Here is a 14,232-nt window from a genome sequence, read left to right on the forward strand (position 1 = left end):
TCCTGCCTTTTATAAGACTTATATAGATTCTATTTTTCCATGATATACTTTGTTCGATCTTCTCCAACACGACCTTCATGTATTTCTTCTCTAATTTGCGGCATGAATTTTTCATAATTTAGTAGTAGTACTACAATAAACATAAGAACAATCATTACTAGTGGGAAGTAGATAAACATCGATTTAATCGCAAAGATAGCGCTATCAGGTTGAATAGCTGAATTGGCAACATATCCACCTAATTGTAGCGCCCAACCTACTAAAGCCGCTGTTAGACCTTGTCCAATTTTCATACCAGCACTAGTTAAGCTAAATACAGATCCTTGAACAGGAACACCTGACTCCCAATAAACGATATCTCCAACATCTGCTACAATCGCACTAAGCCCAGCTTGTAATAGAACTAGACCTAACGCATTAATAACTGTTGCAACAACCAATCCTGTTAAGTTTTCCGAAAAGAATATCATCATACCAGTTCCTAGTACAGAAACTAACAATCCAATATTTACACTCTTTCTTAAACCGTAAAGTCCGACAATCTGGGGTGCAAAGAACAGTCCAATGATTAGCGGCAATAAGGATGCTGTACTTAAAATCCCCATCACATTGGGATTATCAAAAATGTATGTTGCATAATAAATTCTTGCACCTGTTTCGGTTTGCCTTAAATACCAAAGAAGGTATAAAACAATGGCCAAATTAAAATATTTATTCGAAAATAACACTTTCATAATTGGAACAAAGGAAGTTTTTTGTTCTTTGTTTTTCTTTTCTGCTACGTTTCGTTCTTTTACAAACCATCCAGTAATCATTAATGGTACAGCACATAATAACCCGTATAGAGCAGCTGTCCATGTCCAACCTTGCTGTCCACCACCAAATGCATCTACTAACACAGTTGTAAATGTTGTAATAGATAGTACGGCAACATTAGCAAAGATAAAACGTATACTTCCTAGAGAAACACGGTCTTTTTCGTCCGTTGTCATAAAGGAAGTAAGGGAAGAATACGCTACATTGTTAGCAGTATAAAATATTACTGAAATGAGAAAGTATACAATAAATACATAAACAATCTTACCAGTCTGACCAAACATTCCTGGTACATTAAATAGCATGAACGTTAAAACACCCAAAATAGGAGCAGTCATGAACACCCATGGTTTTGCTTTCCCCCATCTTGTATTCGTATTATCAATGATGGTCCCCATAAATATATCACTAAAACCATCAAAAATACGAGCAAGTAAAATGATCGTACCAATAATACCTGCACTAATACCTACCGTGTCCGTCATATAAATAGTAATGAAGGAAGCGATAAAAGTCCAACTATAATTTGCTCCAAAATCCCCTAAACCGAATGTAAGCTTTTCAGTCATTTTTAATTTGGGAGCTTTACCTGGCCTTGTTGAATGCGGTTGATCTTGTTCCATTTCTTGAAAATCTTGTTTGGCGTTTTCCAAACCAAGCCCTCCTTACTTTTTAATCGCTTTCACAGTTAGGTGAAACGCTTACTATATATAGCCTTATTGTAGACCAGACAACCTAAGTTGCCTGATCTATCAGATCTGTTACATCCTAAAATTACCTAGCCGCAAATGTCGTTAATAGATATTGATTAATTATTGCTTTAATGCTTTCCAATTTACCAGATTCATTCTTAATTTCAGTTAAGCCTAACGCATATTCTTCTAACTTATGAAGGTCTGCTTTTCCTTCTACGATATCAAGACCGATTCCTTCTTTATAAGACTTGTAACGATCTTCTAACACATTCTCAAGTACTTTATCATCAATTAAACGTTGAGCTACTTTTAATCCTACTGCAAAGCTGTCCATTCCTGCAATATGGGCATGGAATAAATCTTCCGGTGTAAATGAACCACGGCGAACTTTTGCATCAAAGTTCAATCCTCCACGACCAAGTCCACCATTTTTCAGGATTTCATACATAGCTAATACAGTTGTATGAAGGTCTGTTGGGAATTCATCTGTATCCCATCCTAGTAATGGATGACCTTGGTTAGCATCCACAGATCCTAGCATGTTGTGAATACGTGCATAGTGTAATTCATGTTCAAACGTATGACCAGCAAGTGTTGCATGGTTTGCTTCGATGTTAAATTTGAGTACATCTTCAAGGCCATAGTGTTGTAAGAAAGCATAACCACTTGCTACATCAAAGTCATATTGATGAGAGGTTGGCTCTTTTGGTTTTGGCTCGATTAGGAATTGTGCGTCAAATCCAATTTCTTTTGCATAGTCATTTGCCATATGGAAGAAACGACCAAGGTTGTCCATTTCTAGTTTCATATCTGTATTTAGTAGTGTTTCATAACCTTCACGGCCACCCCAGAATACATAGTTTTCAGCACCTAATTCTTTTCCTACTTCTAATCCTTTTTTCACTTTAGCAGCTGCATAAGCAAAAACATCTGCATTACTTGATGAACCCGCACCATGAACAAAACGTGGATGGCTGAAATTATTAACAGTATTCCACAGTAATTTGGTCTTACTGTCTTTCATGTATTCTTTGATCATCGCAACAATCGTATCTAAATTCTTGTTGGATTCTGCCAATGTATCCCCTTCAGGTGCGATGTCCACATCATGAAATGCAAAGAAAGGAGCATTTATTTTTTCAAAGAACTCGAATGCTGCTTCGACACGTGCTTTGGCACAATCCATGCCTTGGTATTTATCCCAAGGGCGGATAGCGGTACCTGCACCAAATGGATCAGATAAATCTTCTGTAAATGTATGCCAGTATGCTACACCGAATCGAAGAATTTCTTCCATCGTTTTACCGCCGACTTTTTCTTCCGGATTATAAAATTTAAATGCCAATGGATTGTTTGATTTTGGTCCTTCATACTTGATATTGCTGATATTATTAAAATAAGTCATATTTATTCCTCCAAATAAGTCATGTAACTGTTTACAAATACATTATAACAACCCTATGTTAGTTTGTCCATCGAATGAACAAAGTTTTTATAAATTATTTTTTTAATTAAATAGAAAGGAAATAGAAAGGGTTCACTAAAAGTGAACCCTTTCATGTATTCCATCTATTATTTTAAATTAATCTGAACAGTATCTACTGTATAGTTGCCTACTTCTACACTAAGCTGGTATGTTCCCTTTTCCAGTGATTTCGTATTCCAATTGAACATATACTTACCCTTACCTAAAGAACGGAACAGGTTACCTTGATTTGCTTTTCCACTGGAAACGGCTTCTTCTTTAGGGCCTAATTTTCCATCAGCAGAAACCTCTGTTATATAAAGTTTCGCTTCTTCACCTGATACATCATTACCTTGCTCATCCACTAACTCCATTTTAACTGGAACTGTTCTTCCCTGTTTCATACTATTTAATTTACCTGACTTGATTGGTGAAAAGAAGGTACTAGATAAATCTCTTGGATCTACTAAGTCCATCATTGCATAATAAGCAGGTTTTACATTGTATTCGGAATCAAATACAAATGGTGCATCCTTACCCTTACCATCATCACTATGTTCTTGTGCACGATCATCTAACCAAGTGTGATTATCAGCAATTCCCCAAAATGTTACGTTGCTGATTTTATCATCCAATTCTTCATATAAATCAAATAGGTCCCTATATCGATCTGCTAGCTCTTCTAAAATACTATTCGGAATTTCATCTTCTGTATTATATTCACCGCTTGGTGGCCAACCATAAATACTAACATCCAATTCCGTAATCTGTACATCTAGCCCTAGATCCGCAAACATTTCAATGGATTCTCTAGTTTCCTCAATGGATGGCCAGCCCAGTTGAATATGTGATTGGAAGCCAACGCCATCAATTGGAACCCCTTCATCCACTAGTTCTTTTACTAGATCATAAAAGTCATCTCTTTTTACATCATCTACTTCGTTATTATAATCATTAATATAAAGCATTGCATCTTCACCGGCATATTCTCTTGCTGTCTCAAAAGCTACTTTAATAAAGTCTTTGCCAGTTATTTCATACCATGGAGATTCACGAAGTCCACCACCATCGTCAATAACTTCATTAACAACATCCCAAGCATCCACATCGTCTTTATAGCGTTCTACAATTGTTTTAATATGTGTCCTTTCTCGCTCTAATAGAAGCTGTTTATTCTTTTCACGTTTTTCTGGGTCTTGTTCATCCACCATTGGTTTTCCTTCTTCATCTAGAAAGAACCAATCCGGTACTTGACTATGCCAAACAAGGGTATGATAACGAAAATACATATCGTTCTCTTTAGCGAACTGAACAATTTTGTCGGCATCCTCCCAATAAAACTCTCCTTCTTTTGGTTGGATGTACATAGGCTTCATTGCATTCTCTGCCACAATACTATTATAATGGTGCTTCAGAACTTCAGCTGATTCACCCTCCAATTGATCAGGTTCAACCGCTGCACCAATTTTAAAAGAATCTTCATACCTTTGATCCATTGGAGCTACTTCAGTCGCATGGATTGCATCTGATTCTTCGGCAGAAACACTATTTACTCCCAATGGCAGCATTAATGTTAAAGCCATACCTGTAATCATCGGTTTCTTTAAAATTTTTAACATAATATATCTCCTTCTCCATTAATACTTTGTTCGTTTAATGATTGAACTAAGATGATTAAAAACTCGGATTCATATCACCTCATTTGTTAGTTTTTAGAATAGTTTAGATCTCACCCCTTTTTAAAACTAGTATTAATATCGTAAACTCTAAGATGAAAGCCCTATCATTTTTATTATACAGTAATAAACTTAGTATATCCATTAGTCGAATGAAGTTTCTGAAAATTAGTCCTCCATCCTAGTTAGATGCTTCCTTATCAACTAAAGATGGATTGCTTTCAATAATTCACTTACTGTTACCAACTCATAACCTTGTGATTTAAGTTCAGGAACTAGCACACTTACTGCTTCTATCGTTTGTGAACGATAGCCATATCCATCATGGAATATAAGGATGCTTCCATCTTTCACATGATTTCTTGATTTTGATAAAATAAAGTCAACTCCAGGCTGTTCCCAATCTAGGGCATCTGTATTCAGCGCACCAATCATTTGGTAACTCCTCTCCCTCAGCATTGAAATAGTTTTTTCATCATATGCAAGAAAAGGAGGGCGAAAGACAAGAGGCTTTGTTCCAGTAAATTTCTGGATTAAATTCTCATTACGTTTCACTTCATTCAAACACTCGAGTGGGCTTAATTCAGTTAAATTAACATGTGAATACGTATGATTTCCAATTTCATGTCCTTGTCTAACAACCTCCCTAGCGATATCGGGATAGTTATCTATTTGTTCACCAATCATAAAAAATGTTGCTTTTCCTTCCACTTTTGCAAAAATATCCAAAATCTTTGGTGTAAAAATAGGATTTGGTCCATCATCAAAGGTAATGGCTATCCTCTTTTGTGTATTCGGTACTTCATTAATCACTTTATTCAATCACTTCGCCCCCTTCATGATTCCTATCATTGTAAAAGGCAGGTTATCCCTGCCTTTTACACAACGACCATATCTTATTAATAAACACCACGAATATAATCTTTTACATTGTCATGATAGAAGGTTTTTAGTTGTTCCATTTCTTCTTGAGTATAATCTTTCACTTCAAGCGCACCCAAGTTATCTTCTACCTGTTTTACATTGCGGAAGCCGGGGATCACACTTGTTACTGCATCATGTTCTAAAATCCATTTCAACGCAGCTTTCGTCATATTTTCTCTTCCTTTTGCAATCCATTCTAGCTGTTTACTTAGCTCAACACCTTTTTTAAATTCAAGCCCGGCAAAAGTTTCTCCTACATTAAACGCTTCCCCATCTTGATTAAATCGACGATGGTCGTCTTCTTCAAATGTCGTATCCTTGCTAAATTTTCCTGTAAGTAATCCACTAGCTAATGGAACTCTTGCAAGAATTCCTATCCCATTTTTTACAGCTTGTGGGAACAATTCCTCCATTGGTTTTTGCCGGAATATATTAAAGATTACTTGTAAGGAACTCGCATTCGTATTCTCAATGCAATATAGCCCCTCGTCTACTGTTTCCACACTCACACCATAATAACGAATTTTTCCTTCTGCTTTTAATTTTTCAAGAACATCAAATACACTACCATCTTGTAAGATTTCTAATGGTGGACAATGAATTTGATACAAATCAATTGTTTCGCGGTTTAAACGCTTCAAGCTACTTTCACAATATGCCCTCACTCGTTCTTCTGAATAATTATTGGGATCATGAATATCACCAGCACGGCAAAACTTCGAGGCAATATGTATCTCTGATTCCTTTCCTTTTGTCGCTTTTGCCAGTAATTCTTCCGCATGTCCATCCCCATAAACATCTGCTGTATCAAAGAAGTTCACGCCTAAATCCATTGCACGCTGCAATCCTTTTAATGCCTCTGTATCATTTACCCTTCCCCATGAACCACCAACTGCCCAAGTTCCGAAGCTTAGCTCGCTAATTTTTAGATCTGTATTTCCAAGTTGTTTATAATTCAATTTTATCCTCCTATTCTTTACCATGACTTTTTAATGTTACTTTTGTCTACATAGATTTTCTATATCCTCACCCATTGTCTCGCCTCAGCTGACTTTTCAACAGCCAATAATATCTTTTAATTTTTTAAACCGTCTTCAAAATTTGGTGCTGGTTGGTAATCTTCAGCAATCCCATTTAAAAACTCATATAATAGATGAATAAATGTATGTTCATAACCAATAATATGTCCAGCTGGCCAATAAGCACCTGTATATGGATGAATTTCCTCCGTACAATTAATTAGACGAAACCCTTGTAATCCTGGTTCATCATCACCAAAATAAACCTCAAGATTATTCATATTTTCCATATCCCAACGAACGGAACCTTTTTCTCCATTAATTTCAAATTTATTTTTATTTCGGTTACCACCAGCGAATCGGGTTGCTTCAAAAGTCCCCATGGCTCCATTTTCAAATCTAGCTAAAAATGCTACCGCATCATCAACAGTTACTTCCCCCAATGAACTAGTATCATCAGATGTAGCACTAAGCCCACCAGACATTTCACCAATCGGTCTTTTTTTAACGAAAGTTTCCATCATGGAAACCACCTCTTTGAACTCACCAACTAAATAACGAGCTAAATCAATACTATGTGCACCAATATCACCTAGCGCTCCAGATCCAGAGACTTCCTTCTTTAAGCGCCAGACAAGTGGGAATTGTGGATCCATAATAAAATCTTGTAAATAATCGGCCCGAAAGTGATAGATCCTCCCTAATCTTCCTTCCTCAATCAGTTTTTTAGTAAACTGAACTGCAGGGGCAAAACGATAGTTATGACATATCATGTGGGTTACATTATTTTGTTGAACAGCGTCATACATTCGTTGTGCTTCTTCCAATGTTAGTGCTAGTGGTTTCTCCGTAATGATGTGTTTTCCCGCCTCAACAGCTGCGATTGCAATTTCAGCATGGGTATGATTTGGTGTCACAATATCTATAACGTCAATATCCTCACGTTCAATTAGACGACGCCAATCTATTTCATAAGATTCCCATCCCATTTTATCAGCCGCTTCCTTCACAGCCACTTCATTTCTACCAGAGATAGCTTTCAGTACTGGTTTTACTTTCATATCAAAATAAAACGGTAAATCACGATATGCATGGCTGTGCGCTTTCCCCATAAATTGGTAACCAACCATACCGATTCGAATTTCGTTTTGATTTATACCCAATACATTTCACCGACCCTTTCTATAATATTGTTAAAATTAGCTAAGTGGAATTGGGGTGGGTTGCTCACATGTACTAATTGGTTTATAATGTTTGTTTGTATCTGAGGCATCCTGGAAACCGTGCATGACATCTAATACATGAAAAGCAAGATACCCGTTTGCCCTTGGCTTTCTTCCTTCTATAATGGCTTGAGCCATGTCAGCAACACCAATACCTCTACTATTGTCTGTAAATCCATGTGTTAAAGGAATTTCAGACCAATCGGATTGATTGTGTCGTCTAACAAACACTGGTCCACCAAATGTATTTGGATCAGGCACAACTAAGCTTCCCTTTGTACCATATATCTCTATGTTTGGTAAATGGTGATGCCATGTATCAAAACTTGTAATAATAGATGCAATTGCTCCACTTTCAAAATCTAGTACACCATTGATTTGAGTTGGCGTATTTACTTGAATTTTCCCCCCATACTTTGGTTTGCTTGTTATGGTTCTTTCGGGGAAAGTTACTTTAGTTGATCCAGTTACTCGTTTTATAGGGCCCATTAACGAAATTAGTGCAGTAAGATAGTAAGGACCCATATCAAACATTGGTCCACCACCCTCTTGATAATAAAAGCTAGGGTTTGGATGCCAGTTTTCATGCCCACGATTCATCATGAATGCGGTTGCAGAAATAGGATCACCAATCCAACCATCATCAATTAACTTTCTACAAGTTTGAATACCACCTCCTAAAAACGTGTCAGGGGCACTTCCAACAAGTAGTCCCTTTGCTTTTGCAGTTTCTAATATTATCTTTCCCTCTTCACGGGTAACAGCTAACGGTTTTTCTCCGTAGACATGCTTCCCTGCTTCAAGCGTAGCTAAATCAATCTTAGCATGGGCTCGAGGTGTAGTAAGATTAATAACAAGATCAATTTCTTTGTCTGCTAACAACTCTTCTGTCGTATAGACTTTGTTAATTTCAAACACTTCTCCCCTTTGTTTTGCTAGATTACTATCCAAATCTGCACATGCTATAATATCAAAGGAATCAAACATCTTAGCATTTTTAAAGTAAACTTCACTTATATTACCGCAGCCTACTATACCCACTTTTACTTTTTCCATCAAATCATCCCATTCTATCTTGCTTCATTATTTAATATGACTTTCTATCTGCTTGCCCAAACGAATCCTTTCCGCACTAACTTGATAACTTCTGGCATTCTAACAATCTCTGCAATATGTCCTAATGAACAATAATAGACCTTTCCTTTTCCCCATTTTTTTGTCCAGACTACCGGCATATCTACCTCACCATTCACTTGATGTGGACCCTCCGCAATTGGAAATCTAGTTGTGGCATGCACCTTAACTGCAGGGTCTACATGCATATAATATTGTTCCGAAACAACAGTAAAATCTTCCATTCCTTCTGTGAGAGGGTGATCAGGGTCTAAAATATGCACTTGATAAGTCATACCATCATTACCTGGATGGGCAACCCACTGACCCCCAACCATAAATTGATATTCTGTTTCCATACGAAAAGAGTCTCCCATTCCCCCATGTAGTCCAGCTAAACCAGTACCCTTTGCTACAGCATCCATAAGTGCCTGTAATTGTTCTTTCATAATGGTACCTTGTGTCCAATTAGGAACTATTAGATCATAATTGCTTAAATCATCTTCTTCTAGCGTTATTAAAGTATCTGTGATTTTCACTTCGAAATTTTCCTTCCTTAAGATATCTGCTAATATTTTAGCTACATCTTTGGGTTCATGTCCTTCCCATCCCCCTTGGAAAATCAATGCCTTTTTCATAATAAAATATCTCCTTCATTATAGATTTCTTAAAAGTAAATCATATGAAAAAATAGGCTATCCCTATTTTTATGTTACTTACATTCTGAGATAGCCTTTTCTACTATTGCTTCCGATATTCCATTAATCTCTGGTTCAGTTCACTGGTTTCACTATAAACTGTTTTATAAATAGCAAATAATTCCTTATACTTTTCCACATTTTCTGGAATGGGTTGATATAATTTATCTTCTTTCAAAAATTCATCGGCACAATCTTTCAACGAATCAAACCATCCACAACCATATGCAGCTAGCATAGCTGCGCCCATTCCTGGTCCTTGCTCACTTTGCATTTTCACGATGTTAGCATTGAAAATATCTGCTTGCATTTGTAGCCAAGATTCATTTTTTGCTCCTCCACCGATAGAAATTACCGTATTAATGTTTTTACCATTCTCCCTGAAAATTTCTACTGATTCATTTAATGAAAAAGTGATCCCTTCTAACACCGCACGTGCAAAATGCTTTCTTTCATGAGAAGCATCCATTCCAATAAAGCTTCCACGAATATTAGCATCTACATGAGGAGTTCTTTCCCCAACAATATATGGTGTGAAGAGTAATCCATTTGATCCTACTGGAACAGTATCTACATCCGCTAGTAATTCATCGAAACTTATTTCCTTTGCAAATGTATCTTTAAACCAAGAAAGACTATATCCTGCAGCCAATGTTACTCCCATCGTATAAAATACATCAGATGCAGCATGATTAAAGTAGTGTACTTTTCCTCCAAAGTCCTTACCACCTTCTTCTTCATAAGATAAAACTACACCTGAAGTTCCAGTACTAGCTAATGTCTTTCCTTCTTCTAATATTCCAGATCCTATCGCACCACATGCGTTATCTGCACCACCGGCAAAAACACGTGTTGCCATACTTAAACCTGTTGACTCTGCAATCTCTGCAGTAATGGTTCCTACCTCATCATGAGAGTCAATAAGCGGTGGGCAAATTTCCGGATTGATGTCTAAAATATCACAGATTTCCTTACTCCACTCTTTCTCAGCTACATCCAATAATAATGTTCCAGCAGCGTCTGAGTATTCCATATGCAACTGACCCGTTAATCGATAACGTACATAATCCTTTGGTAGCACAAAGAACTGTGTTTTACGGAAGATTTCCGGTTCATTATTTTTTACCCAAAGAATTTTCGGTAAAGTAAATCCTTCTAAAGCAATATTTTTCGTAATATGAAGCAAGCGTTCTCTACCAACACGTTCATATATTTCTTCACATTCTTTTGTAGTACGTGTATCATTCCAAAGAATTGCATTGCGAAGTACTCCCTTGTTTTCATCAAGTAGAACCAATCCGTGCATTTGACCAGAAAAGCTCAATCCTTCAATATCTTCAGGATTTCCATCAAATGATGTTAATAGTTCAGAAATACCAACAATGGTCTGTTCCACCCAATCATTTGGATTCTGTTCACTATAACCTATTTTTTCTTGAAATAATGGATAAGGTTTAGAAATCTCGTTCGTTACTTCTCCATGTTGATTCACTAATAAAATCTTTACAGCACTTGTTCCTAAGTCTACTCCGATGACATATTTCATGTTAGTCACTCCTCAAGTTTTAAAGTGAAACACATACAGCAGGATTTCTACTGTATGTGAATTGTTTTATTAAAAATACCGATTATTCGCCAGCAAATGTTGTTAATAGATATTGATTAATCGTAGCTTTGATGCGTTCTAATTTACCAGATTCGTTTTTAATTTCAGTTAAGCCTAGGGCATGTTCTTCAAGTTTGTGGAAATCCGTGTTTCCTTCTACTATGTCAAGACCAACGCCTTCTTTGTAACTCGCATAACGATCTTCTATTACGTTCTCTAGTACTCTATCTTCTATTAAACGTTGGGCCACTTTTAATCCTACTGCGAAACTGTCCATTCCTGCGATGTGCGCATGGAATAAATCTTCTGGAGTAAAGGATCCACGGCGAACCTTCGCATCAAAATTCAAGCCACCACGTCCTAGTCCACCATTTTTCAAGATTTCATACATGGCTAGTGTTGTTGCATATAAATCAGTTGGGAATTCATCTGTATCCCATCCTAGTAATGGATGTCCTTGATTCGCATCTACTGAGCCTAACATATTATGAATACGTGCATAGTGTAATTCATGTTCAAATGTATGACCAGCTAGTGTCGCATGGTTTGCTTCAATATTAAATTTGAAGACATCTTCTAGGCCATAATTTTGTAGAAATGCGTAGCCACTCGCTACATCAAAATCATATTGATGCGATGTTGGTTCTTTTGGTTTTGGTTCGATTAGGAATTGCGCATCAAACCCAATTTCCTTCGCGTAATCATTTGCCATATGGAAGAGGCGGCCAAGATTATCCATTTCTAATTTCATATCCGTGTTTAATAAGGTTTCGTATCCTTCACGTCCACCCCAGAATACATAATTTTCTGCACCTAGTTCTTTCCCAACTTCTAAACCTTTTTTCACTTTCGCAGCTGCATAAGCGAAAACATCGGCATTACTGGATGAACCTGCCCCATGCACGAAACGTGGATGACTGAAATTATTTACTGTATTCCAAAGTAGTTTGGTTTTACTGTCTTGCATATAATCTTTCATCATAGCAACGATAACATCTAGATTTTCATTCGATTCTTTTAAACTATCCCCTTCTGGTGCGATGTCCACGTCATGGAAGCAGAAATACGGTACATTTAGTTTTTCAAAAAATTCAAATGCTGCTTCCACACGAGCTTTAGCTCGATCCATACCTTGATATTTATCCCATGGGCGGATGGCAGTACCTGTACCAAATGGATCTGATAAATCCTCTGTAAAGGTATGCCAGTATGCAACACCAAAACGAAGGATCTCTTCCATCGACTTTTCGCCTACTTTTTCTTCTGGATTATAAAATTTAAATGCAAATGGATTGGTTGATTTTGGTCCTTCATATTGAATTTTATTGATATAATTAAAGTAAGTCATTTTACATTACCTCCGATTCATTAATTATCTTACTACAAAGTTCATTCATTGAACAAACAAAGTTGTGTATACGTATTCAATTAAAGTATAATTGACATACTTATTAAATATTACTATTAGATAGACTTAGCATTATTACATGGAACTACATTAGGAGGAACTATTATGAATAGCACATACTCAGCGATTTATACCATATTAGAATGGATTACGAAATTTGCGTTTGTGAATCTATTATGGATTCTTTTCACCTTGGCTGGTGGGGTTATCTTTGGTTTTTACCCGTCTACCGTAGCCATGTTTGCCATTGTCAGAGATTGGCTGCGTGGCAATCCCGACTCCCCTGTATTCAATACATTCTGGAAATACTTTAAAAGGGACTTCACCAAGAGCAACATACTCGGAATATTGTTAGATTTAATTATTATATTAATTGGGTTAGATTTATTCTATATTAAATCTAACAATAATGATCTATTATCATATACCTACATTCCTTTATTTGCATTTATGCTTATTTTCTTATTATTTATCTTTTATTTGTTTCCAGCCTTTGTGCACTTTCAACTTAAGGTTCCAAAGTTAATAAAAAATTCCTTTTTAATTATGTTAATTAGTCCGCTCTACACCTTTTTAATGGTCATTTGCTTCGTTTCTATTTACTTTATCATGAGAGCAATTCCAGCCCTATTCTTCATTTTTGGGGGTATAACCTTTGCCTTTATTACAACATGGCTTTGTTTATATGCCTTTGATAGAATACAAGCAAAGCAAAAAAATTAGGAAGTAATCTGCACCTCATTACTTAAATGGTGAGGTGTTTTATTAACCTTTCACTGCACTCGCTGTAATACCTTCCATAATCTTATCACTAAAGAATAGGAAAGCAATGATGATAGGAAGTACACTGATAACTAAAGTTGCCCCGATGGCTCCCCAGTCAGTCATATACTGTCCGATAAAGTTTTGAATCCCCACTGTTAACGTTTTATATTTATCGGAGCTTATAAATGTATTAACAAATACGAACTCATTCCAGTTGTATATCATGTTAATGATAACTGTTGTAGACATAATTGGTGCCGATATTGGCAAAATAATTCGGAAAAACAGTCGATGAATCGAACTTCCGTCAATAATTGCAGCTTCTTCAATCTCACGTGGAATCGTAGTATAGAACCCAAGTAAGATCATGACAGTAATTGGTAAGTTATACGTAACATAGGTAATGACAATGGATAAAGGATTATCAATTAAATTTGCATTTAAAAACATGTTATATAATGGAATCAACGCAGAATGAATCGGAATCATGAGTCCAACCATAATTAACCCTAGCACTAAACCACTCAATTTCCATTTCATTCTAGTGATTGCGAATGTTGCCATACTTGCAACCAAAATCGTTAGGACTGTTGCAACAACGGTTATCCATATACTATTCCAGAAATATGTCCCAATACCTCCATCAAACACCTTTAGGTAATTCTCCCATTTTGGATCAGTAGGAAAGGCGAATGGATTACCCGCAAAGATTTCCTGATTTGTTTTTAAAGAGAACATGAATAACCATAAGATCGGAAATATTTGAAATAAAGCAACAAGACTCAAACAAACATAAAGTAAGATATATCCTATTCGACGCATAA

12 protein-coding genes are annotated in these 14,232 nt (G+C 36.4%); 1 reads left to right on the forward strand and 11 read right to left on the reverse strand.

The features are described 5' to 3' along the window. Positions 1-29: 29 nt before the first annotated feature. The 10 genes from A9178_RS08115 to xylA (A9178_RS08160) form a co-directional block, all read right to left on the reverse strand. Positions 30-1,469 carry an MFS transporter gene (locus tag A9178_RS08115; protein WP_231889808.1) on the reverse strand — a complete coding sequence of 480 codons (1,440 nt, stop codon included), beginning with the start codon at positions 1,467-1,469 and terminating at the stop codon, positions 30-32. A 121-nt stretch (positions 1,470-1,590) separates the two neighbouring features. Beyond that, positions 1,591-2,916: a xylose isomerase gene (gene xylA / locus A9178_RS08120; RefSeq protein WP_068674174.1), complete on the reverse strand. Its 1,326-nt coding sequence runs from the start codon at positions 2,914-2,916 to the stop codon at positions 1,591-1,593. A gap of 167 nt (positions 2,917-3,083) precedes the next feature. After that, positions 3,084-4,595 (reverse strand): endo-1,4-beta-xylanase, encoded by a 1,512-nt coding sequence (locus tag A9178_RS08125; protein ID WP_082918135.1) that lies wholly within the window; start codon positions 4,593-4,595, stop codon positions 3,084-3,086. A gap of 261 nt (positions 4,596-4,856) precedes the next feature. After that, a complete protein-coding gene (locus A9178_RS08130; protein ID WP_156520731.1) occupies positions 4,857-5,465 on the reverse strand; it encodes a polysaccharide deacetylase family protein in 609 nt (202 codons plus the stop codon). Positions 5,466-5,551: 86 nt separating this feature from the next. Then, on the reverse strand, positions 5,552-6,535 hold the full coding sequence (locus A9178_RS08135) for an aldo/keto reductase (protein WP_068674177.1): 984 nt from the start codon (positions 6,533-6,535) through the stop codon (positions 5,552-5,554). Positions 6,536-6,651: 116 nt separating this feature from the next. After that, positions 6,652-7,752, reverse strand: a complete 1,101-nt coding sequence (locus tag A9178_RS08140; protein ID WP_082918141.1) for a Gfo/Idh/MocA family protein — start codon at positions 7,750-7,752, stop codon at positions 6,652-6,654. A gap of 42 nt (positions 7,753-7,794) precedes the next feature. Continuing rightward, complete coding sequence (locus tag A9178_RS08145) at positions 7,795-8,874, reverse strand: Gfo/Idh/MocA family protein (RefSeq protein WP_197482164.1); 1,080 nt, start codon at positions 8,872-8,874, stop codon at positions 7,795-7,797. Positions 8,875-8,918: 44 nt separating this feature from the next. After that, entirely contained in the window at positions 8,919-9,569 is a 651-nt protein-coding gene (locus A9178_RS08150) for a ThuA domain-containing protein (RefSeq protein ID WP_068674181.1), read from the reverse strand. A 103-nt stretch (positions 9,570-9,672) separates the two neighbouring features. Further along, positions 9,673-11,175, reverse strand: a complete 1,503-nt coding sequence (gene xylB, locus A9178_RS08155) for a xylulokinase (RefSeq protein WP_068674183.1) — start codon at positions 11,173-11,175, stop codon at positions 9,673-9,675. A gap of 82 nt (positions 11,176-11,257) precedes the next feature. Next, a complete protein-coding gene (gene xylA, locus A9178_RS08160) occupies positions 11,258-12,583 on the reverse strand; it encodes a xylose isomerase (protein WP_068674185.1) in 1,326 nt (441 codons plus the stop codon). Between the two features lie 165 nt (positions 12,584-12,748). Between xylA (A9178_RS08160) and A9178_RS08165 the strand changes: the two genes are divergently transcribed. Then, positions 12,749-13,366, forward strand: coding sequence for a YesL family protein (locus A9178_RS08165; RefSeq protein ID WP_068674187.1), 618 nt, complete (start codon positions 12,749-12,751; stop codon positions 13,364-13,366). A gap of 42 nt (positions 13,367-13,408) precedes the next feature. Here A9178_RS08165 and A9178_RS08170 read toward each other — a convergent pair whose 3' ends face one another. Next, the gene (locus A9178_RS08170) at positions 13,409-14,230 is read right to left on the reverse strand and encodes a carbohydrate ABC transporter permease (protein ID WP_068674189.1); all 822 of its coding nucleotides are present in this window, start codon (positions 14,228-14,230) and stop codon (positions 13,409-13,411) included. Positions 14,231-14,232: the final 2 nt, after the last annotated feature.

Origin of the sequence: Oceanobacillus sp. Castelsardo (genome assembly GCF_001659985.1) — a bacterium.
Classification (GTDB): Bacteria; Bacillota; Bacilli; order Bacillales; family Amphibacillaceae; genus Oceanobacillus.

Excerpts from the sequence above, each read along its gene's own strand:
- xylA (WP_068674174.1), bottom strand. The coding sequence starts at position 2,916 with ATGACTTATTTTAATAATATCAGCAATATCAAGTATGAAGGACCAAAA.
- A9178_RS08125 (WP_082918135.1), bottom strand. The coding sequence starts at position 4,595 with ATGTTAAAAATTTTAAAGAAACCGATGATTACAGGTATGGCTTTAACA.
- A9178_RS08145 (WP_197482164.1), bottom strand. The coding sequence starts at position 8,874 with ATGGAAAAAGTAAAAGTGGGTATAGTAGGCTGCGGTAATATAAGTGAA.
- A9178_RS08150 (WP_068674181.1), bottom strand. The coding sequence starts at position 9,569 with ATGAAAAAGGCATTGATTTTCCAAGGGGGATGGGAAGGACATGAACCC.
- xylB (WP_068674183.1), bottom strand. The coding sequence starts at position 11,175 with ATGAAATATGTCATCGGAGTAGACTTAGGAACAAGTGCTGTAAAGATT.
- xylA (WP_068674185.1), bottom strand. The coding sequence starts at position 12,583 with ATGACTTACTTTAATTATATCAATAAAATTCAATATGAAGGACCAAAA.
- A9178_RS08165 (WP_068674187.1), top strand. The coding sequence starts at position 12,749 with ATGAATAGCACATACTCAGCGATTTATACCATATTAGAATGGATTACG.
- A9178_RS08170 (WP_068674189.1), bottom strand. The coding sequence starts at position 14,230 with ATGCGTCGAATAGGATATATCTTACTTTATGTTTGTTTGAGTCTTGTT.